At 34.0% G+C, this 22,497-nt stretch carries 23 protein-coding genes and 1 tRNA gene; 20 read left to right on the top strand and 4 right to left on the bottom strand.

Annotated features, from left to right (window positions below):
• Positions 1-86 precede the first annotated feature (86 nt).
• From sdhC to rnc, 16 genes are all read left to right on the top strand, one after another.
• Positions 87-464, top strand: coding sequence for a succinate dehydrogenase, cytochrome b556 subunit (sdhC, locus tag AAGD72_RS00945; protein ID WP_007548462.1), 378 nt, complete (start codon positions 87-89; stop codon positions 462-464).
• A complete protein-coding gene (gene sdhD, locus AAGD72_RS00950; RefSeq protein ID WP_007548461.1) occupies positions 461-817 on the top strand; it encodes a succinate dehydrogenase, hydrophobic membrane anchor protein in 357 nt (118 codons plus the stop codon). The genes sdhC and sdhD overlap by 4 nt, the downstream gene beginning before the upstream one ends.
• Before the next feature lie 84 nt (positions 818-901).
• Positions 902-2,140, top strand: coding sequence for a hypothetical protein (locus tag AAGD72_RS00955; RefSeq protein WP_010082038.1), 1,239 nt, complete (start codon positions 902-904; stop codon positions 2,138-2,140).
• 113 nt (positions 2,141-2,253) lie between these two features.
• Positions 2,254-3,543: a sugar phosphate nucleotidyltransferase gene (locus AAGD72_RS00960; protein WP_341814899.1), complete on the top strand. Its 1,290-nt coding sequence runs from the start codon at positions 2,254-2,256 to the stop codon at positions 3,541-3,543.
• Positions 3,544-3,684: 141 nt separating this feature from the next.
• Entirely contained in the window at positions 3,685-4,914 is a 1,230-nt protein-coding gene (locus AAGD72_RS00965; RefSeq protein WP_341814900.1) for a lipoprotein-releasing ABC transporter permease subunit, read from the top strand.
• Positions 4,907-5,638, top strand: coding sequence for a hypothetical protein (locus AAGD72_RS00970; protein WP_341814901.1), 732 nt, complete (start codon positions 4,907-4,909; stop codon positions 5,636-5,638). Before AAGD72_RS00965 ends, AAGD72_RS00970 begins: the two co-directional genes overlap by 8 nt.
• The gene (locus AAGD72_RS00975) at positions 5,635-6,855 is read left to right on the top strand and encodes a hypothetical protein (protein WP_007548692.1); all 1,221 of its coding nucleotides are present in this window, start codon (positions 5,635-5,637) and stop codon (positions 6,853-6,855) included. The genes AAGD72_RS00970 and AAGD72_RS00975 overlap by 4 nt, the downstream gene beginning before the upstream one ends.
• A 198-nt stretch (positions 6,856-7,053) precedes the next feature.
• A complete protein-coding gene (gene atpG / locus AAGD72_RS00980; RefSeq protein ID WP_341814902.1) occupies positions 7,054-7,926 on the top strand; it encodes an ATP synthase F1 subunit gamma in 873 nt (290 codons plus the stop codon).
• Between the two features lie 18 nt (positions 7,927-7,944).
• Entirely contained in the window at positions 7,945-9,279 is a 1,335-nt protein-coding gene (locus AAGD72_RS00985) for a TldD/PmbA family protein (RefSeq protein WP_010081974.1), read from the top strand.
• A 174-nt stretch (positions 9,280-9,453) separates the two neighbouring features.
• Positions 9,454-9,705 (top strand): cold-shock protein, encoded by a 252-nt coding sequence (locus tag AAGD72_RS00990; RefSeq protein ID WP_006279919.1) that lies wholly within the window; start codon positions 9,454-9,456, stop codon positions 9,703-9,705.
• 53 nt (positions 9,706-9,758) lie between these two features.
• Positions 9,759-10,967, top strand: a complete 1,209-nt coding sequence (locus tag AAGD72_RS00995) for a DEAD/DEAH box helicase (RefSeq protein ID WP_174515734.1) — start codon at positions 9,759-9,761, stop codon at positions 10,965-10,967.
• Positions 10,968-11,170: 203 nt separating this feature from the next.
• Complete coding sequence (locus tag AAGD72_RS01000) at positions 11,171-13,477, top strand: AAA family ATPase (RefSeq protein ID WP_070357007.1); 2,307 nt, start codon at positions 11,171-11,173, stop codon at positions 13,475-13,477.
• 64 nt (positions 13,478-13,541) lie between these two features.
• Entirely contained in the window at positions 13,542-14,438 is an 897-nt protein-coding gene (locus AAGD72_RS01005; RefSeq protein WP_038228077.1) for a class I fructose-bisphosphate aldolase, read from the top strand.
• A 5-nt stretch (positions 14,439-14,443) separates the two neighbouring features.
• Positions 14,444-14,515 (top strand) — tRNA-Cys (locus AAGD72_RS01010).
• Positions 14,516-14,636: 121 nt separating this feature from the next.
• Positions 14,637-15,704 (top strand): quinone-dependent dihydroorotate dehydrogenase, encoded by a 1,068-nt coding sequence (locus AAGD72_RS01015; protein ID WP_341814903.1) that lies wholly within the window; start codon positions 14,637-14,639, stop codon positions 15,702-15,704.
• Between the two features lie 187 nt (positions 15,705-15,891).
• Positions 15,892-16,590: a ribonuclease III gene (gene rnc, locus AAGD72_RS01020; protein WP_006279914.1), complete on the top strand. Its 699-nt coding sequence runs from the start codon at positions 15,892-15,894 to the stop codon at positions 16,588-16,590.
• 338 nt (positions 16,591-16,928) lie between these two features.
• Here rnc and AAGD72_RS01030 read toward each other — a convergent pair whose 3' ends face one another.
• From AAGD72_RS01030 to AAGD72_RS01040, 3 genes are all read right to left on the bottom strand, one after another.
• A complete protein-coding gene (locus tag AAGD72_RS01030) occupies positions 16,929-17,471 on the bottom strand; it encodes a hypothetical protein (protein WP_151807529.1) in 543 nt (180 codons plus the stop codon).
• Between the two features lie 109 nt (positions 17,472-17,580).
• Positions 17,581-18,111: a phospholipase D family protein gene (locus tag AAGD72_RS01035; protein WP_015589462.1), complete on the bottom strand. Its 531-nt coding sequence runs from the start codon at positions 18,109-18,111 to the stop codon at positions 17,581-17,583.
• A gap of 875 nt (positions 18,112-18,986) precedes the next feature.
• Entirely contained in the window at positions 18,987-19,355 is a 369-nt protein-coding gene (locus AAGD72_RS01040; protein ID WP_341814904.1) for a hypothetical protein, read from the bottom strand.
• A gap of 177 nt (positions 19,356-19,532) precedes the next feature.
• On the opposite strand from AAGD72_RS01040, the gene AAGD72_RS01045 reads away from it, so the two are divergent.
• Positions 19,533-20,322, top strand: a protein-coding gene (locus tag AAGD72_RS01045; protein ID WP_341814566.1) for an IS5 family transposase whose coding sequence is annotated in 2 segments (ribosomal slippage) — positions 19,533-19,793 and positions 19,795-20,322 — 789 coding nt in all. Because the reading frame shifts where the segments join, the coding sequence is not laid out codon by codon here.
• Here AAGD72_RS01045 and AAGD72_RS01050 read toward each other — a convergent pair.
• Positions 20,308-20,685: a hypothetical protein gene (locus tag AAGD72_RS01050; protein ID WP_341814905.1), complete on the bottom strand. Its 378-nt coding sequence runs from the start codon at positions 20,683-20,685 to the stop codon at positions 20,308-20,310. The genes AAGD72_RS01045 and AAGD72_RS01050 overlap by 15 nt on opposite strands.
• Positions 20,686-20,836: 151 nt before the next feature.
• Here AAGD72_RS01050 and AAGD72_RS01055 point away from each other — a divergent pair, with 151 nt between their 5' ends.
• From AAGD72_RS01055 to bfr, 3 genes are read left to right on the top strand one after another with little or no spacing between them, the layout of a single operon-like run.
• Positions 20,837-21,475: an HAD family hydrolase gene (locus tag AAGD72_RS01055; RefSeq protein ID WP_155969299.1), complete on the top strand. Its 639-nt coding sequence runs from the start codon at positions 20,837-20,839 to the stop codon at positions 21,473-21,475.
• A complete protein-coding gene (locus AAGD72_RS01060; RefSeq protein WP_341814906.1) occupies positions 21,475-21,960 on the top strand; it encodes an RDD family protein in 486 nt (161 codons plus the stop codon). The genes AAGD72_RS01055 and AAGD72_RS01060 overlap by 1 nt, the downstream gene beginning before the upstream one ends.
• A gap of 59 nt (positions 21,961-22,019) precedes the next feature.
• Entirely contained in the window at positions 22,020-22,496 is a 477-nt protein-coding gene (bfr, locus tag AAGD72_RS01065; RefSeq protein ID WP_077188433.1) for a bacterioferritin, read from the top strand.
• The last annotated feature ends 1 nt before the right edge of the window (position 22,497 follow it).

The raw sequence follows: 22,497 nt of genomic DNA on the forward strand, positions 1-22,497 counted from the left end.
CTTACCATTTTTAATGATGGTGTTGTTATGTGCTATACTGCTGTCTTTACTTCTACTTTATTTTAATTTCCCGATAACGGAATTTTATGAGTGATAGACCTCTTTCTCCACATTTACAAATATATAAAGTACAAGTTACTAGTTTTTTCTCTATTATGCATAGATTGACTGGTATCTTGCTATTCCTTTTATTAATGATACTTTCTTGGTATTTCATATTACATGTTTACTTTCCTGAGTTACTTATAGTAAGGTACTTAAATGCATTATTATTCACTCCTGTTGCTAAATTAGCTTATGTCTTATGTTTTATAAGTTTTGTATATCATTTTCTTAATGGTATTCGTCATTTATTGTGGGATGCTGGGCTTAATTTAGAAATTACTGGCGTTTCAAGGAGTGCTATACTGCTGACAGTAACGCTACTTCTTTCTACTATGGCTTTTTTATTTATGTTTATATGAGTCAGTCTGGAAATTCAGTACATCATTGGTGGGTTCAGCGTGTTTCTGCGGTAATTTTACTGTTCCTGTTTCCTTGGTTTATCTATTCATTTTCTTGCACATTTTATACTGATAGCTCTTTGTCTTTTAGTGAAAAATTTATTAATCACCCTCTAGAGCTTTTATTTTTTGTTGTATTGTTGTTTTGCATTTTTTGGCACGCAGTTCTTGGAATGCAGGTAGTATGCGAAGATTATATACACAGCGTACCTTTGAGGATTTTTACAATTACATGCATAAAGTACTTATCAAGCATTACTTATATAACCCTCGCTTTTACAATCTTTATCTTCTACAGGCGTATTTTCTTGTAAAATCACCGGTGCTGTGTTAATATATTATTAGTGTACTAGTTTTATTATTGAACTATAGCATTATAGCGATTTTGGTTTGACAATATGTTTGAAGCATTAAAAAAGGGAGCAATAGATCTTACACTTAAAGCAAAAGGTCTGCTTACTTCACCTGAATCTCAAGTTTACGTCGAAGACCTTAGAAAGGTAATGATGTATGATGGAAGGAAATGCCAGTATCCAAAAAATTATGATCAAATTGTACAGTCTGCTAAAATCATAGAAAACAGGGATATGCATGGAAATGCTATACTAGATAAAGATAAAAATCCAACCTATAAACTTTTGTATGGTCAAAAAGATGAGAATGGAGAACAACCAAGTTTCAGATTATCTTTAGTTACCAAAGATAAAGATAATGATAGATCTTATTTTACTATCAATTATATAGACAATCAGGGTAAGCAAATTCCGATAAATGAGTTGCATAAGTCATATTTTGAGCCATTAGGCTTTTCGAGAATGGATTTGAAAAAACACGTGCCAATTTTTGAAGCTGAAAAAACTAAGGATCCTCAATATCCGTTTGAATTAACTAACTCTTCTGTGCTAACTAAAGAGGTAAAAAATAAAGAAGGTAAAGTTCAGGAAGTTGTTGATGAAAAAGGAAGAAATGGAGAATTATTATACACTAGTGATTACAAGAAGCTAAGCACCCATTTTTCAGAAATTAGAGATCAGAATGGTAATCTAGAGCTAGATAAAAGTCTTATATCTGTTCCTATCGTTTTTGCTACAAGTTTAGCTAAAGTTTGTACTAAATTGTTGACTTCTCTTCCTATAAAGTTAGGGGAGCATTTAATAAGCGAACAAAACCCAATTGCAAAGTCTTTTGGTTATCTTTTATTTACTCCTGCAATGGCAGTAAAAAATTTAGTGGATATGGGAGCTACCATACTTAAGGCTCCAATTTTATTGTTTGTAGCAAATGAGAAAAAATATGGTGATGCTTACTACACCATGTGGAAACACCAACTGAAAGGATGTTTGGAAGAAGCAAAAAGTGACTTTAATGTTATTAAAGGTGAAGAAAGGCTAAAGCCGGATCATGGGAATCGTGATTCACTAGTGGGCACATGGGATGAGCTTAACGCTAGAAGGCCAAAGAAACAAGGGGATGATAAAGAAGTTAGCAAGAGTAATGAAATACTAAAGAGTCCTGAGGAAGAACAAAATAAGGGTAATGAAATATTAAGTGATAAAAGAAAAGGTCATGTTGAGGAATTACAAAATAGAAGAAATTCACAGCAAGGGCAAGGCGCTACACATGATCACTCTCATTAGCAATTACTTTAAATCAACATTTACTTTCTTTATTAACTATTCCACAACAAAAACTTGCATGCATTTTACTCTTAGTATAAGATATTAATTATTTAATTAATTTTCTTAACTATATGCGCCCTGTAATACTATGTGGTGGTAGTGGCAGCAGACTTTGGCCTTTATTCAGGCCAAAGCAATTTCAGAAAATATTTAGTCAGAACACTATGTTTCACAACACTTTGTTGAGGCTAAAAAGCGATTATATGCCGCCCATAATTGCTACAAATATACAGTACGAGTCATTAGTGAAGAAGGAGTTGCATGCGCTGCGAGAATATAAAGTGATTTTCGAACCAGTGAAAATTGGAACAGCAGCAGCGATATTAATTGCTGCGCTTCTCTGCAATGAAAACGAGACAATGTTAATTCTGCCTTCAGATCATTTCATAGGTGATTTGAATAGTTTTTATGCTTCTACTCAAAAAGCGTCTAAGTTAGCCTCTGAAACTAACTCTATAGTCACTTTTGGGGTTAAGCCTAATGAATTCAATTCTGAATACGGCTATATAAAAGCAGTTTATGATCATAAGGAAAAGTATCATATAGTGAAGGATTTCATAGAGAAACCTGAGCATGAATTAAGTAACGATCATTATTGGAACTCTGGAATATTTGTGTTTAAAGCAAAACGCTACATAGATGAGATCAAAAAATCTGCCCTGAATCTTTACAATTCATGTTTTAAACATTTCACACCGCAAAAGAGATTTCTATATTTAAAACAACAAGATTTTGCAGGAATTAAAGACATATCCATTGATTACTTGGTGATGGAAAAAGCAAAAAACGTTGCAATGATAGAAGCTAATTTCGATTGGTTGGATGTTGGAACTTGGAATTCAGTTTTAGAATTGAGTGAGAAGTTTAGTAAAGAACCGGTGTCATTTCAGCATGTGATTAGAGAAAAAGAACCAGTTTCAACGACAGAAAGTAATAAAAATTTATTGGGTGGAGCTTGTAAGCAACCAAACAAAAGTCTAATTTCATTTATTCATAAAGTTAAGAAAGTAAAGGCGATAAGGAAAGAAGTTAAACCATGGGGATTTTGTAGTATAATTTTAATGAGCGAAAATTTTCTTATAAAATATCTTTTTATAAATCCATTAAGCTGCACTTCTAAGCAATTCCATCACTATAGAGATGAATACCATATAGTGCTATCAGGAGTTGGGTATGTTAGTTTAGAAGACAAAGAATATGCTATAGTAAAAGACCATATGATAGAAATCCCAAGGGAAGTTTCCCATAGGATTGAAAATAGAAGCACAAGCTTTCCACTTGAAATAGTTGAATTTCAGATAGGAGAGCATTTATCTGATAATGATATAGTGAGGTTGGATGATGTATATGGAAGATTTTGAAATTCTAATGTTATAGTATTGAATATATTCTATAAGCCTGCTAAATTTAAGGAAGCAAAAATCTCTAGTTTTCAAATAAAGAAAAGTCTACAATTATACGAAGTTTCAAAAATATAATGTTTAACCTCAAAATATTTTGTAATGTCCATTGCCTTTGAAATTACTATGGCTGCTTGCTATTTGCGAGCGAAAAATGCCAGATTTTGCTCTATAATGACTTTGTTCTCTATTATCGGTATTGCCCTTGGAGTTGCAACACTAATAGTGGTGATGTCTGTGATGAACGGATTCAGAGCAAAGTTGCTTGACTCAATACTTGGTATTGATGGCCATATTAATGTTTATTTTAATAGGAACATAAATTCAGATTACTACGCAGTTTCAAAATCTATTGAGAGAATTCCTGGTATATTAAAAGCTACTCCTATGACCAATGATCAAGTCATTATTGCAGCAAATGGTAAAATTGCAGGTAGCGTAGTGCGAGGTGTGTCAACTAAAGACTTGCTTGATAGTACTGCCGTTACAAATAATGTAATTATAGGTGATGTAAAAAAATTTGATGAAGGGATAATAATAGGAGCACGATTGGCAGAAGTTTTGAACATTGACTATGGCGACGAAATTACGTTTATATCATCTGAAGAATTTGATGCATTACTTGGTGAAATGCCGCGAATGAAAAAATATAAAGTTATAGCAATATTTGATATGGGTATGTTTGAGTATGATAATACCTTGATATATATGCCTCTAAAATCAGCACAAGCCTTTTTTAATTATGAAAATAGCATAAAAAATATAGAAGTACTTGTAGACGACGTTACTAGAGCTGATAAGCTGGCAGATGCTATAGAAAAAGAAATAGGAATGAAAGCTGAAAGTTGGCAATCACAGCAAAGCCATTATTTCAGTGCTTTAAAAACTGAAAGAAATGTGATGTTTTTAATTCTTACTTTGATTATAGTTGTAGCAGCGTTTAATATTATCTCAAATTTAATGATGATAGTGCAAGAAAAGAAATCCGCGATTGCAATTATGCGTACATTTGGTGCAACAAGTGGAAGCATTATGCGCATATTTTGCGCTTGTGGTCTATTAATCGGTTTTACGGGAACTTGTCTTGGCTGTATTATAGGTGTCGTTTTTTCTCTCAATATCGAAAGCATTAGAGTGTTTTTAGAAAACATTACTAACGTCAAGCTGTTTGATCCTATGATATACTTTTTTTCAAGTTTACCGGTGATATTAGTCCCTCAAGATGTAGTAAGTATTTCTGCACTTGCGTTACTCTTATCATTTTTAGCGACAATTGCTCCTGCATTGCAGGCAGCTGCACAAGATCCTGCAGAGATACTACGTTATGAATGATACTCAGCAAAAGTACATAGGTTGGTTCTTAATTGTATTGTTATTTACCGGTTACATCACAATAAATAACATAATCTTTTTAAAAATGAATCAACAAGAAAGCGATGATAGTATAAAAGTTTTGACGGAAAACATAGATGAATTGAAAATGTTGCTTGAAGTTAATCAATCTAGAATGGAAAAAAGGATATTTGACTTAAAGAGAAGTCAGCATGCTCAGTGTGAGCAAGGTGATAATAATTCAAGATGTAAGAACCTTGCAAAATTGCTATTACTTGTGGTTAAAATGAAGAATTCGTTATTGCGAGAAGCAAAATTTGATAACCATATAAATTCAATAAAGCCTTTGATATCAGAGCTTGACGATCCAGAGATAGAAAATGCAGTAGATGAATTAGAAAATTTGAAAGAGATAAATACCTTACACGAATTGAAGTTATCTTTTGAAAAAACTATTGATACTATCGATTACAACAAAAGTACATTGTCTAAAAAAATCATTTCAAACTGGATAAAGGTAGATGACCGAAATGATCCATTAAGAGTAAAATTCGCAGAAATTGAGGAGTCAATAAATGATAATGATTGGCAAAATATAACTGTTACAGTAAGCAATTTAACGCATTCAGAATTCAAGCCATGGCTGAATAAATTGAATGGTTTTATTGTAGCTTCTAAGAATATTTCAACAATATATCATCACTTATTACAATATATCTCATGATTTATTTTATAATTTTCGCTTTTTCGTTTTTATTTGGTATATGGGTCAAGGTAAGTGGTGAAGTAATAAAATTGGAATTAGGCAATTACACTATAAGTATTGATCTATATTTCATTATTTTTACTTGTGTAGTTTTATTATTTTTATTAATTACACTTGTACGCTTTTTTTCCTCCATTTCATCAACATTTGCCAACATAAGAAATAGAAGAAGGGATAGGGAAGAATTGCTTCTCTTTGAAGCTTTCTTTAGCATAGACTTAGACAATATAGAGAATGCCCAAAAGCTAGTTAAAAGTCTGAGTGAGGAGAGCGATAGGTTGTCTTTAATAAAGCTCTTTAACTCAGGTAAGACGGGAAATTACAGCTTTTTCAGTAACGGTTTAACAAATATTGCAAATAAAAATCGTAACTTAGCTCTACTTCTAGCCAATAAGCTGATTGTCCACCTCAAACAAGAAAAAGTAGTCTTTCAAAAATTTATAGAATATTGCTCTAGTTCAATTAACGATAAAATGCTATCTATTCCCTTTCAAATAGAGCATTGCATATTGAAAGAAGATTGGATTAATGCAATTTTGAGGTTGAAGGAAGCAGTTAAGTCCAATATTTTTCTCCCCTTTGATCATAAAGAAATGTTTGCAGTGTTTTATTGCGCTTTAGCAAAGCAATATGAAAGTAAAGGAAATTTTAAGGAGGCTATAAAGTCTTTATTTAGAGCACAACGTTATAGTGCAATTTTTCAGCCCATCAATTATTTAAAGGCAGAATTATATATTAAACTTGGAAAAATCAGAAAAGCTTCTGCAGTGCTAGAGGCAGAGTATACAGTAAATCCTACTCCTCAGTCAGCTAAAATGTACATCAATTTAAATAGTAAAGGTGCTGAAAGACTATACAACTTACGCCCTGATTATTATTTTAGTTACTGTTTACTTGCTTTGTCCTCAATGAGTTCAGGTAAATATGATCTTGCAAGTCAATATTTAGACACTGCTATGAAAAAAGCTAATTACATGTCAATCTACTTTATTGTAATACAACTCAAGGTTACATTGCAAGAACACGACAAGGTAATTTATTGGCTAAACAAGATGGGCTCAGAAGCTTTGCCTGATCCAGGCTGGAAATGTAAAAATTGTAACAGGGAACTAGAACAATGGGATCATAAGTGTTCAAGTTGTAATAGTTTTAATTGTGTTTATTATATATTATAAAATTCCACAAAGTGTAGAAATTACCATTAGGCTACTTTCACATTGATATTGCTGAAGTTAGAGCACTTTCTTAATATAATCCTTATCTCCAAACAATAAACCTGCAAGTTTCTTAGCTAGACTTGGTTTTAATGTCAAAAAAACTTGCTTTTAGACACTAACAGTTATATATTTTAATAAATCAGGGTTGTATACAAAATGAAGAGCTTAAAGGAATTATCCTTAAGAATTAAGAATATTAGGTCTGTACAGAAAACCACGAAAATAATGCAAATGGTTTCTGCAGCAAAGTTGTTACAAAGCCAAAAGAAGTTATTAAATTCAAAATTATATGTATCTAAGCTGCATAACATTATTTTTTCATTAATGCTATCAGTTGATCAAGAATTACTGGCAAAAATTCTAAATGTCAGTAACGACGGTTCTTACCTAGTATTCATTATTGCGTCTGATCGTGGCTTGTGCGGCAACTTTAACTCTTCTATTGTCAAATTTAGTCAAGAGCGTGTAAATAAGTCAATCGCAAATGGCAAAAAAGTAGATATTGTATTTCTTGGTAAAAAAGCTTTTGATGTAGGTAAAAATAGATTTGACTCTAAAAGTATCTTAAAAATTGAAAATAGTAAGGGAATCACGTTAAAGCACGTAGAAGCTTTGGTTGATGGTATAGATTTAAGTAAATACGATAAAGTTAAAGTTTTTTATAGTAAATTCTATAATACCTTCACGCAAAAACCAATGTTGGAAACAATAAAACCATGGAGTAAAGACTCATCCTTGATTGATAGCTCTCTGGCTGGTCCAACAACAGATTACGGCTATGAGTATGAACCACAAAATATTGAATTTATTTTAAAATCTTTGGTTCAAGATTACGTTGTAATTGCTCTTTACTCTGCTTTACTTGAAAGTGCAACGAGTGAGAATAGTGCTAGAATGGTTGCTATGGAATCAGCAAACAGAAACACTAAAGAGATACTGAACAAATTAGCATTGCTTTATAATCGTTTTCGTCAAGCAGCGATTACGACTGATTTAATTGAAGTTATAGGTGGTGCAGAATCTTTATAGAAATCTAAGGAATAGAAAATGAATATATTAAATATTGCAGCAGATATTACTAAACTAATAAAAAAGCAAAATCAAGATGCGGAAGTTACAATATATGAAACTAATAAGACTTCAGTTTCTCAGCGTCTATCAAAAATTGAGCAAATATCACAATCTAAAAATTGCACTGTAGGAATCAGAGCTATAGCAGGTAAAAACAAAGCTGCGTATATTTCTACAAACGATTTGAATAATCTGAGTGATACAGTAAGCCAAGTGGTAGAAATGGCAAAGAATGCGCCAGAAGATCCTTGCATTAATTTTGCTGTAAATGGTAGTAATTATATCTCTTCTGCAGATTTAAGTATCTCAGATAATAATGTTGTAACCGTTGATAACCTAAAAGAAATTGCTGAAGCTGCAGAAAATTCAGCCCTTGCACATAAGAGTATCACTAATTCTGAAGGAGCCTCTTCTTCATACGCTTTAGTGAATACAGTATTATCGACTGTTTCTGGTTTTATTGGCTCGTTTAGTAAATCAACCTTTGCTAATCAGGTCTCTGTTGTTGCTGGAAGAGAAAGTGAAATGAAGGTTGGTTACGATTATGATATAGCATGTAATTTTAGTGATTTAAAGTTGCCAGAGTTAATGGGAAAAGAAGCAGCAAAAAGAGCAGTTGATCAATTGAATTCACGTACAATGAAAACTGGTAAATTTCCAGTTATTTTTGAAAAAAGAGCAGCAAAAGGGCTAGTAAAAAGTTTTGCTTCTGCTATAAATGGGAGCAGTATTATAAGCAACAGTTCTTTCTTGAGGGGTAGTTTAAACGCTCAGATTTTCAACGATAGAATTAATATTATCGATGATCCATTGTTGCCAAGAGGCATAGCATCGAGACCATTTGATGGAGAAGGGATAACTAGCAAGAAAAATATATTTGTAAAAAACGGAATATTACAAAATTGGATTTTAGACTTATACTCGGCTAGAAAATTAGACTCAGAAACAACCGGAAGTGCAACTCGTGCAAGTAATGCTGCAGTTATTCCTGCAGCTAGTAACCTCTACATTGAGAATGGTGATGTATCGTTTGAAGAATTAATTCAGGAAGTGAAAGAGGGAATATATGTAACTGATTTATTTGGTTTTGGTGTCAATTTAATCAATGGCGATTACAGCCAAGGCGCTTCCGGATTTTTTATAGAAAATGGAAAAATAACGTATCCAATACATGAGATTACCATTGCTAGCAATTTGAAGGATATGTTTAGCAATTTAGTCGTTGCAGATGATCTAACTTTTTGTGGGCAATTTAATTCACCAACGATTAAAGTTAGCGAAATGACGGTTGCAGGTTCGCTTAACGATTAAAAAATTTATTTGCATCAAGTACAACAATTGTGTATTATTGTCATGTAATGTTAAGAATAGACTATGGAGTATAAAGGTTTAGTTTCAATAGCTAAGCTTAAAGCATTCTCAATCGTAATTTCAAAGTTTTTCATCACATTAGTAATGTTAGTTAATAATTTAGGAGTTGTTTAAATGGAATTTGGTAATGTAAAATGGTTTAATGCCGAAAAAGGCTATGGTTTCATCAAGCCAGAAGGTAAAGGGGGTGACGTTTTTGTACATATTAGCACATTGGAACGTTCGGGAATAAGACCTGAGGCACTTAAAGGAGAGAATAAAGAGAAGGGAATAAAAGGAGAAAGGGTGAGTTATGAGGTTAAAGAGGAGCGCGGTAGAAACGGAGAAGATAAAAAATCTGCAATAAATTTAAGATTGGAAGATTAATCTATTATGAAGTCTTTTAACAGGATTAACGTATTGTGAATAATTTTCATGAGATGGGTCTCCCAGCTTCGCTTAGACAAGCTCTAGATAAAAATAATCTTTTCGTCCCAACTCCGATTCAAATACAAGCGATTCCCTTAGCGCTACAAGGTAAAGATATTCTCGGATCTGCTCAAACGGGGACTGGAAAAACTTTAGCATTTGCTATTCCGTTGGTTGCTAAGTTGCTGAATGAGCCTAACACTGGTTCAGCTTTAGTCATCGTGCCAACCAGAGAGCTTGCGCATCAGGTAACAAATGAGATAAGAAAACTCTTATCTCAAAATTCTGCACTAAGGGTCGCTTTGTTGATTGGTGGTGAGCCTATTTTTAGGCAGCTAAATCAGCTTCAGAAAAAACCACAAATTGTAATAGGTACTCCTGGTCGTATTATAGACCATATTGAGCGTAAAACTTTGATTACTCGCAATGTTAGCGTTCTTGTGCTTGATGAAACGGATCGTATGTTTGATATGGGCTTTGGAGTTCAGATTGAAGAAATTATGAAGCATTTGCCTAAAATAAGGCAAACTCTTATGTTTTCTGCAACTCTTCCTGGAGATATAGTAAAACTTGCTGAGAAGTACCTTAATCGACCAGAACGTATTTCTGTTGATTGTGAGGTTACAACTTCTGTAAAAATTAAGCAAGAAATTGTTTATGCATCAGAATCAGAAAAATATGAAAAGCTTGTTACACAACTATGTCAGCGCGAAGGATCAATCATTATCTTTGTCAAAACAAAGCGAGGAGCGGATCAGCTAGCTAACAGATTGCACAAAGATGACTATAGCGCTTTAGCAATTCATGGTGATTTAAGGCAGCACAAGCGCGAAAGGGTCATTAATTCTTTTCGTCGTGGCCGTAATCAAATCATGGTTGCAACAGATGTTGCTTCTCGCGGCCTTGATATTCCCCACATTCAACATGTTATCAATTATGATGCACCACAATCGCAAGCTGACTATATTCATCGTATAGGTAGAACTGCACGCGCTGGAGCTGAAGGGTATGCGCTATCTTTTGTTACACCTCAAGATAAGAGAAGACTGCCTGCACTGGCAGACAAAGAAGGAGAGCTAAATTTTGATTGTAGTGTGCAATTTAAAAAACGTAACAGCAAAAAGGTCTTTAAAAGGCCAAGTACGTTAAAGACTAAATACGGTAGAAAAAAGATCAATGCATTTAAGAAGAAAAGCAGAGTACTAGAAAAAGCGTATTAAATAGGATTTACCTACAATTTGATAAGCGTAAAACTCGTCATTCCGCTACTCATTAGCGGAATCTATGCTGAGATATTGCGGTGCTATGACGTAGATCCAGAGTGGGATTCAAATTGGCTACAGCGAACTGCTGGATTTCAATTTTTTTAATAATTGTGTGCTATTCATTATATATGAGTTCCCACTTTTAAAGAGAATAGGAGATGATTTCCAAAAACTTAGAGGCAAGTTTGAATAGAGCACTATTCATTGCTTCTAATTTTAATCTTAAATATGCGAAAGTAGAACATTTATTGCTGGCGTTAACTAAAGACGTGGATGTAAATTACGTTTTATCAAGATGTAATATCAGAGCCGATGAAATCATCAGTATGGATAACATTCTATCAAGATGCAATATTAAGGCTAATGATTATAATAATAATATAAAAGGGTTTTTACAAAGCAGTTCTGAATTGATTATCAGTGGAGTTAAACCTAGCTCAATGTTTCAATGCATAATACACAGAGCAATAATACGGGCTCATAGCTTGGGGAAAAAAGAAATAAATGGAGCAAGTGTTCTAGTAGAAATTTTGTCTGGGCAAGATTTATACGTTGAAGATCTATTGCAGAAACAAAGTGCGAAAGATTCCAATTTGATTTACCACATATCTAACATGAAATACTCTAACGATATAGATGAATACACCACTAATCATAAAGTAAAACTTGATAAAAATAATGATGCTCCTACTACAGTAAATAAAGGTGAGCTACTAAAAGATGAGGAAATTCTACAAAGTTATTGTAAAAATTTAAATGACTATGCAAGAAGCAAAAAAATAGATTATGTTATTGGTCGTGATTATGAATTAAATCGCACTATAGAAATATTATTGAGGCGTAGAAAAAACAACCCTTTATATGTTGGAGATCCAGGTGTTGGCAAAACCACAATAGTTGAGGGTTTGGTACTCAAAATCATTGAAAACAGTGTTCCAAGTGCGCTCAGGTCCAGTATAATTTATGCTTTGGATTTAGGGTCACTCCTTGCAGGGACACGCTATAGAGGTGATTTTGAAGAGAGAATAAAATCTATAATAAAAGCGATTGAGGCAAAACCAGGTGCTATCCTTTTTATTGACGAAATACACACTATCATTGGAGCAGGTTCTACAAGTGGTAGCTTTCTTGATGCAGGTAACCTACTCAAACCTGCGCTTGCAAGAGGTACACTGCGTTGTATAGGTGCAACTACATATAGAGAATACAGCAATAGTTTTGAAAAAGATAAAGCATTAGCGAGGAGGTTTCAAAAAATTAATGTTAAGGAATCTTCTGTTAACGAAACGATAAAGATACTAGATGGTATAAAGCACTACTATGAAGGGTATCATGGAGTATATTATACAAAGAATGCCATTAGGTCTGCGGCTGAACTTTCGCATAAGTATATTACTGGGCGAATATTACCTGATAAAGCGGTTGATGTTATTGATGAGGCAGGGGCATATTGTAAATTGCTAAGAAACAGGGGTAAAATTGTAAATAGTAGAGATATTAAGAATACCATTACTAGAATTACAAATGTGCCTTGCGGATCTGAATCTGATGATTTGCAGAAAGTAAAGTCTTTAAAAGCTAATCTAGAGAAGGTGATTTTTGGCCAAGAGCAGGCAATAGAATCTCTTGTTAATTCTATTAAAATTGCTAAATCTGGGTTGAGAAATTACAATAAGCCTTTAGCAAATTATCTTTTTGCAGGGCCAACCGGTGTTGGTAAAACCGAGCTAGCAAAACAATTAGCAGAAAGCATGGGCATGAATCTTATACGCTTTGATATGTCCGAATATATTGAGTCTCATACGATATCAAGGATGATTGGTTCTCCTCCTGGATATGTAGGTTATGATCAGGGTGGATTACTCACAGAGTCTGTATCTAATAATCAATATAGTGTTGTGCTGCTTGATGAAATTGAAAAGGCTCATAGCGATATCTATAATATATTGCTACAAATTATGGATTATGGTTGCGTTACAGACACTTACGGACGTAAAGTTAACTTTTCCAATATAATCTTAATTATGACAACTAATGCAGGAGCAGCTGAACGCAGCAAAAGTTTTGTTGGCTTTGGGCATAAAAAATTTAACACTGGTGATAGTGAAAAAGCGATAGAACAGGTTTTTAGCCCTGAATTTCGTAATCGTCTTGATGCGATTATTTCTTTTTCTGACTTAAATGCGGATATAATTCTGCATATTGTAGATAAATTTATTCAGGAACTGAAAAAGCAGCTGACGCAAAAAGGCATAAACTGCTTGGTAGAAGATGAAGTGAAATCTTATCTTGCACAAACAGGTTATAGTAAGGAAATGGGAGCACGTCCGATAGAGAGACTTATTGAAAAAGAGATAAAAAGTTACTTAGCGGAAGAAATACTGAATCGTAAATTAATAAAAGGAAAGAAATTAAGAATCTATATGAATAAAGTAGAAAATAAAATTGCTTTTGATATAGTTTAAAATCCTTGTATTGAACTTCATCTTTGTTACAATCTATAACTTAAATTCAATTTGAATTATAGTGATAAGTGATAAAGTAAAACAAGTCCTAAGCTACTACGAAAGTGAAAACCCTGGGGTAAAAGCAAATCTTACTCGTATTCTCATGCATGGAAAGCTTGGCGGCACTGGCAAGTTAGTGATTCTGCCAGTAGATCAAGGATTTGAGCATGGTCCAATTAAAAGTTTTGAAGTTAACCCTGATGCTTATGACCCACATTATCATTTTCAGCTTGCGGTTGATTCGGGAGTAAGTGCATATGCTGCTCCACTTGGTATGATTGAAGCTGGTGCTGCAACTTATGCTGGAATGCTCCCACTTATTTTGAAACTTAATAGTTCCAACTCTTTACATTCAAAGGATCTAACCTCTGATCAGGCAATAACCTCTTCTGTGAAAGATGCGCTGCGTTTGGGATGCTTAGCTGTCGGATTTACTATATATCCTGGTTCTGCTAAGTGTTTCGATATGATGGAGGAAGCCCGTGGAATCATAGCTGAAGCCAAATCTTATGGGCTTGCAGTAGTGCTATGGTCTTATCCACGCGGTGAAGGGATTTCCAAAGAAGGTGAAACAGCAGTTGATGTTATTGCCTATGCTGCGCACATGGCAGCTTTGCTTGGCGCTAATATAATAAAAGTAAAACTTCCAACTAAATATTTGGAAAGGGAGAAAATAGAAACAGAAAATATTGAATCATTATCTAAAAGAATTGAATATGTTAAAAGGTCTTGTTTTGCAGGGAAAAGAATAGTAGTTTTTTCTGGTGGTGAATCGAAGGAAGTAGATAACATATACAATGAAGCGAAAGAAATTAAGCAGGGTGGCGGTAATGGTTCAATCATTGGACGTAACACTTTCCAACGCAAAAGGGAGGAAGCTTTATCTATGCTAAAAGATATAATGGATATCTACACATAAAAAACGGCTGGGTGGCAGAATGGCTTATGCAGAGGACTGCAAATCCTTTTATACCGGTTCAATTCCGGTCCCGGCCTCTTTCATTTTCTATATCTTGTAAAAGTTAACAGTAGCTTTAAGTGTGTAACCTATAGAGAAAGCTTGTCCATAGTAAAATCAATTTCTTTTCAAGTTATGGTTATACTCTTATAGCGTTTCATGGTAAAAAATAAACTAAAAATAAGCAAAGTGTTTTACAAACGTAATTTACTATTTTTACTACCGCCCGAAGTTGCTCACTCTTTGGCAATTATGGCATTAAAGAAAATACCTTATAAGAATCCTATAGAGCTACCAGAATCTTTGAGTGTGAATTTTTTTGGTAATAAGCTCAGAAGCCCCGTAGGTCTGGCTGCAGGTTTTGACAAGAATGCAGAAGTTATAAGGCCTATGCTCTCATTTGGTTTTGGGTTTATTGAAACTGGTACTGTAACTCGTAATCCACAATATGGAAACAAAAAGCCAAGAATTTTTCGGTTAATTAAAGATCAAGGGGTAATTAACAGATTGGGATTTAACAATAAAGGAATAGACTATTTTCTTAAACAAATAGGTGAAACCAAGCTTGATGACTGCATTTTTGGCATCAACATAGGAAAAAACAGTACATCAAAGAACCAAATCAGTGATTATGTTGACTTAATAAAGATAGTATATGGAAAGAGCAATTATATAGTGCTGAACATCTCATCCCCAAACACGCCTAATTTACGCAATCTGCACAATAAGCAAGAATTATCGGAATTGTTGAGATCCGTAACTCTAACCCGGAAATCAATTGATAATTCTAAATCCATACCAATAATATTAAAAATTTCACCAGATGTAGATCAGCAAACGAAAGAAAATATCGCTGAGCTTGCGTTGGAATATAAGATTGACGGATTAACAGTAAGCAACACTACGGTAAGTAGAGATAATCTGCATTCCCACCACAACGAGAGTGGTGGGTTGAGTGGCAAACCGCTGTTTAAACTTTCAACCGAGTTATTGGGCGATATGTACAAATTTACTAAGGGCAAAATATTATTGATAGGGTGCGGAGGAATCTCAAGTGGTGCTGATGCATATAAAAAAATAAAGGCAGGAGCTTCTTTGGTGCAGTTGTACACTGCTCTCATATACCACGGACCTCAAGTTGTAAACAAAATTAATCTAGAACTTGCAGAACTAATAAGGAGAGATGGATTTAGTAACATTAGTGAGGTGGTGGGTTGTATACATTAAACATCTTCTCTGTCACCTAAGTAGCCGATACTGGAATAACATCGATGAATCATTATTCAAATAATGGTTATGCAAGCAGTCTATTAAACTGTATATTTTGGAAGTTGTTGGTATTATTTTAATAAAACAAAACTAATTCTTTGGTATAAAGGTGTGGTAGGAAGTGTTATTCTTTTAAATAATGGGTATGAAGAGTTTGAATGATGCAATATCTAAGATCATTGATTATAAATTTACAAATTATGCAATATTAGAAGAGGCACTAACTCACCCAAGCGTAAATAAAAGGAATAGCAAAAACCAGATTGTAAGCTACGAAAGACTAGAGTTTTTGGGCGATAGTGTTTTGAATATGGTTGTATCTGCCACACTGTTTAAACTATTTCCTGAAGAAAAAGAAGGAGCATTGGCAAAAAGAAAGACGGATTTAGTTTGTGGCAACACCATTGCTAATGTTGCTAAAGAAATAAAATTAGGCAGCTTTATCATCATGAATAATAGTGAACGCTGCAATGGAGGGAGATGTAACTTAAAAAATTTAGAAAACTCGCTTGAAGCACTAATAGGTGCAATTTATATTGATGGCGGGCTTGAAAATGTTGAAAAATTTATTATCCAATATTGGGAAAAGCTAGCTAAAGGCATGCTTGACCCCCCTCAAGATCCTAAAACCTCACTGCAAGAGTGGACTCAGAAAAACAAATTGCCTTTACCAGAGTATGAGCTTGTAAAACAAACTGGACCAGCGCACAATCCTGAATTTACTATATCAGTTTGCATAGAAGATTATGGTAAAGTTTCTGCATGCGCTTCTAGTAAAAAGATTGCTGAACAAAAAGCTGCTGAGTTGATGCTAGAAAAAATTGGAAAAGACGCTTCAGTTTAGGCAAAATAGGCATTAATGTAAATTTTAAGGAAGCTAATAGCGTTTAGGGTAAATGGTCAATTTAAGGAGAAGCATAGTATTATTCATAAAAAAGTTGATCTACCAAAAATCAAGCCTTATGTAGTGGAATATCAATGGCTGTTGTCGGAGATGCGGAAAAAAAGAAGTAGCAAGTTACCAAAAGGTGTTATGCCAGATACATTTGGTCCAAGAGTTGTTTTGTGAAGTTGACAGAGTCAAGGAGAATGAAAGTTTTAAAAAATAGCATATTTTTTAATTATAAAAATTTGATATTAACTGTTGTTGGTTGATTGAGTAAAAACCAGTGAATGGTCACGTTAAAACATATTTTTAAATTTCTGCCAAAATCCTGGTTTATTATCATTAACCTTTGTAAATGTTATATTTAAACTGTATTTCGGATCATTTGGCACGTCGTATTTTATGCTAAATGTTGAAACTTTATCGTTATTGTAAATATGTACATTATCATATGATAGCTTTGTTGTGTAACACTTTACATACTTTTGCTTATCATGCACTAAATCACCTGACTCCCTTTCTAGTTCCACAAATTTCGTTTTTTTCTGACATTCCTTCATTTTTATTAAATCCTTATCTAGTGATATTGAAACTGGCAACGTATTTCCAGCATATTCTTTAGCTAAAAGTTCACTTTGAGGATACATTTTTATTTCCCTGCCAAAATGTGAGTCTATGAAATTATTACTCCAAAATTTATCGCCAGAATGCACGTACTCATCAGTAGCATACGGCACCCCACCATAATTGCATTGAACTTTGTAATCTCCAACACCGTTGTTTTGAAAAAAATCATGAATAGCAGTGTAGCTACCGGCAGCATCATTTATATAATCCATTACTTTATTCCTTAAATTTTTAGTTCATTATATCATAATCATTATGCCAATCAATCAAAAAAGCTCTCCCTTGCTGTTTTTAAAACTGATTTTGAGCAAGCGCTCTCGATTAGTTGGGAGCGTATTTGTAAGATTGTGACATTCGTGCCTCCCAGTTTTTCACATACTGCTGAATCAATTCAGGATAATCTGTAATAATTAATAAATTTTCAGCATTTCCTTTTTTAGCTGTCTTACTAAGGTTAAATGACCCTGTGATGACTTTTTGATTGTCAACAATCATTATCTTATTATGAGCAATCTTTGGCTTATCATCGATCCAAATTGGTACTCCACCTGAAAATAATTCATTTATAACACTATATTTTGAGTAGAGTTGCGATTTATCTAAGATGACTTTAACATCAACACCGCGTTCTTTAGCATTAATCAAAGATTTTGCAACTGTTCCAAGAGTAAATGTATATTCTTGAACTAAGATAGATTTTTTAGACTGATCTATTACGTTGATTATCGGTACAGCACAATCTTCTCCAGGTGAAAAGCAAACCGTAGCTTTTGGGCAGGGCGAAAATATAAAACCCGCATAGTAATACAGAGAAAAACACATTAACAAGAATAAAAAGTGAAAAAGCCTCACAACAACCCACCCCCGGATATACGGCGATAGGCTACATTATAATTTAATCACCTGTCAATAGACTTCTTGCATAGTTTTTGGCAACAACCGTTAGAAACGAAAAAACTTACTTGACAAACTCCGCCAGCCCCCTTATCATGAAACTGAAGCTATTTATTTATCTTCTCTGTACAGATTAAATGACAAAAAAACTCACGTATCTGGCGTCCCATGTTTAATTTTTTGCACTATGTGCACCTTATGTCTTTATAAAATTTCTAGGTTTTTACCTAATATAAGCTGAAATGCGCTTATAAAGCATTTAAAACATCAAAAAACGCCGATTTAAAAAATGGATAGTGAATAACTAGCTACCCTAGGGTTTCTTTTGCCTTTTTTTCTGTTTAGTAAATTTCTTAATGTTTATAATTTAGATTAGTTGCGGCTTAAAAGCAACTAAATCGCGGTTATTAAGCGTTTAGAATAAAAAAACGCCATACTTGAAAGTATAATGTAAGTAATTAGCCAACCACGGGGCTTCTTTTGCCTTTTTTTTCGTTTGGTAAATTCCTTAATATTTATAGCTAAGAGAGCCCAAGAGAGGTGTCATTCCAGCGCGTGACGCTGGAATCCCAAAAAAAGGATGATGTCATCCCAGTGCGTGACACTGGGATCTATTTTGCATGTAACTCCAATTGTGTTTTGGCATAAAACGCGACGCGTATTAGACTTATTTGCAAGCAAAGCTTGCTAGATCCAAGTAGTCAGGGCACTGGGATGACATCATAGGGACACTGGGATGACACCCTGACAATCGTCATCCCGCTACTTGTTAGCGGATGAGATACCGCGGCGGTATGACGGTTCGTGGCGGTATAATGAAGCTTGAAAGCGGATCACCTTTCACGACCCGTGTTTACTTCATTCACTTTAGGAGTATTAACAGGCGTTATTGCCGGGTTCTCAAGCTTTGTTGCCTGCTTCAAACCCTCGCTTACACTTTTGTCCTTTAAAATTTCATCAAGCTGCTTACTCTTTTGTTGCTCTTCGTTATTTGACGTATCTCTTTGAGCATCTTCTTTCATGCCACGAGCATTCTCTACATCCTTTTCACCTTCACCTAAAAATTTTTCTAATATTTTCTTAACAAAGCGCTTCAGAAGACTCAAAAACCCTTCTTCTTTTTGATTTTCTTGTGGTTGAGGCGTGGTATCTTTTTTGTCCGGCTCAGTGTTGAGCTTCTCTTTTACAGAACTCTTGCTCACTGAGGGACTAACGATGTGCTCTGATGGCTGTGTATCTGTTTGTACAGAAGCCTCAGAAGTCTTTTTTTGTCCACTCTGTTCAACACTTTTACCTTCTGTTGTAGTTTCTCTAAGAACCTGTTTAAAATCTCGGAGAGATGAGGTAAAATAGTGGTAGATTAAGAATGAGGTATATCTATGCGTAAAAATTATCCAAGTGATATGAGTCGAGAGCAATTTGAAAAAATCAGACCAATACTAGAGAGTAGCAGGAAGAAAACGAGACCAAGAAAACTTGATTTGTATGATGTATTTCGTACAGTGTTATACGTCCTAAAAAGTGGTTGCCAGTGGAGAATGTTGCCAAAAGATTTTCCAAGGTGGGAAAGCGTATATTACTATTTTCAAATGTGGAATAAAAAGAATGGAGAAGAACCAAGTTTGTTGGAATTAGTTTTAAAAAAAATTGGTTGGAGAGATCCGTATCAACAATGGTCGGAAAGAGAAAACTAGCTTCTGTATAATTGATGCTCAAAGTGTTAAAAACACAGATACTGCTGAAAAAAAGGGCTATGATGCAGGTAAAAAGATTTCAGGCATAAAGCGTCATATTGCAGTTGATACTCAAGGTCTACCACATGCAATTTATGTAACAACAGCAGAAGTAACTGATCGTAGTAGCGCTGTAAGAATGGTTGAAAATGCTAAAGATACCCTTTCTGAAGTCAAAAATATATTGGTTGATGCAGGCTACACAGGAAAAATTTTTGCAACCCAAATAAAAGATATTATTGGTGCAACTGTTGAGGTAATAAAGCGCAGTGAATTACATTCTTTTGTTGTATTGCCAAAGAGATGGGTTGTTGAGCGTTCTTTTGCTTGGTTAGAAAAGTGTAGACGGCTATGGAAAAATTGCGAACGTAAACTCAATACCAGCTTGCAAATGATTGTCCTTTCCTTCATTTCTCTCCTATTACGAAGATTTTAAACAGGTTCTAAGAGTGTTAGCTGCTTCTTGAAATTTTTTGTCATTTTTTAATTCTGCAACTTTTTCACTTGTGAAGATGCCCTTCCCTTTATATTGTTGGTCAAGCTCAGCAATTCTTTCAAAATCTTGACGTGCTTTTTCATCTGCACGTCCTTCTTGACTTTCAAGTTTCTGATTCAATTCTGCAACGTTTTTCATTTTGTTCTCAAGCTCCTTACTTTTCACAGCTTTTAGAGCCTTTGTTCCTTTTGCGATATAATTAACCTTCTCTTCTAATGAGGTACCTTCTGGAAAAGCACCTGGAGAACGTTCAAAGACGTCTTTAAACTTTTTTTCAACACTTTCTTGAGATGTCTGGGCCATACCTATTACCTATTAAAACATATCATATAACCAGTATATTAGCTAATTATATAAAAAACAGTTAACATAACTTGTGGTAGAGCGTCCTATTTATATCTTTTTCATTAAAATGCTATTTACTTATTAACTTAAAATATATAACAATATAGAAATGAAAAACAGCCCATTAGCAGTAGTATTCGATTGGGATAATACCTTAGTTGACACTCAAGATAACATTTTTAATGCTATTAAACATACCATAAACTCAATGGGGTATAGTAATAAAGCTGCTGATAGAAATTCCCATGAGTCGAGAAAGAGCTATATGGTCAATTTATTTGGCGATCAGTGGAAAAAAGCGAATCAGATATATCAACAATATTTAGATGATGCACTATTGCAAAACATTGCTCTGAATCAAGGAGTAGAGAAAATGTTGCAGACACTGAAAAGCCACAATGTTTATCTAGCAATAGTAAGTAATAAGAAAAATACTAATTTACGTAAAGAAGTTGCCTATTTTAAACTAGATTCTTACTTTGAAAGAGTGGTTGGGTCATGCGATACTGCAGAAGATAAACCATCTGCAACCCCACTGCTATTTGCACTAGAAGAGAGTACGTTGCCTATAAATAGAGAAAATGTGTTTTTCGTTGGTGATAGCATCACAGATGTTCTGTGTGCACAAAATGCCAATTGTTTACCTATTATATACGGTCAATCAATAAGCGGTTATGAAGATTTGTTATGTTTTCAACATTTTGATAAGCTTACAGATTTCATAATAAAATATTTGGAAGATAGGTAATGACAGAGATTGCCAGCATAAAAAGGCGCTTTTGCGCATATTTAATAGATGTAGCAATTTTATTAATTCCAACTTTATTAATTATACTGCTATTAGAGGATTCTCCGTTGATCTTACATCTATCATACATGTGTGTAAATTGTAGTTACTTCACATATTTTATATCTTCAAAGGCCCAAGCAACTCCTGGTCAGCAGTTAATGAATATATATACTATCAATTTAGATAATTCTAAAATAGACTTGAATTTAGCGTTTGACAGAAGCACTTCCCAGTTTTTTCTTCCTCTGTTAAACAGTGTAGTAGTTGTCCTTACTGAATTTTTGCGAGATCAGGAAGTATTAGTGAATGTCTTGAGTGCATTGAAAGTAATGATGGTGCTGCTCACCCTCTATTGGTATCTAGTTGCTTGTTTTTCTAAAAAGAAACAGACATACCACGACATGCTATTTAATACGGTTGTTATCAAAGGAATTATTAAATGAGTTGCTATAACTATCGTTATCATATAAATTATGCTGATGAATTGAACTAAGGGAAGATTATGAATGAAGAGATAGTAAAACATTTGAACAAATTATTGACCAATGAGCTGACTTCTGTACGCCAGTATCTTTTGCATTTTGCGATTCTCAAAAACAATGGAATTAATAGACTTGCAGAAAAGGTAAAAAATGAGCTTAACGAAGAACTTGAACATGCAAACAAGTTGGCAGAAAGAATTTTGTTATTTAAAGGAGTCCCAAATTTTCAGGATACAAACGAAATATCAAAGTATGATGGAAAGTTTACAAAAGACACAATACGGAAAATCTTAGAAGCTAATTTGAAATTAGAGGGAAAAGGTATTAAGGATATCAAAGAAACGATTTCTATCGCTGAGAAAGAAAAGGATTTTGTTAGTGTAATGTTATTAGAAGAGATGTTAAAAAATGAAGAAGAGCACTTTCATTGGATTGAGAAACAGATCGATCTTATTGAACTAATGGGTGTTGAAAACTATTTAAGAACACAAATATAGA

The organism is Wolbachia endosymbiont (group A) of Chalcis sispes (assembly GCF_964026765.1).
Lineage (GTDB): Bacteria > Pseudomonadota > Alphaproteobacteria > Rickettsiales > Anaplasmataceae > Wolbachia > Wolbachia pipientis.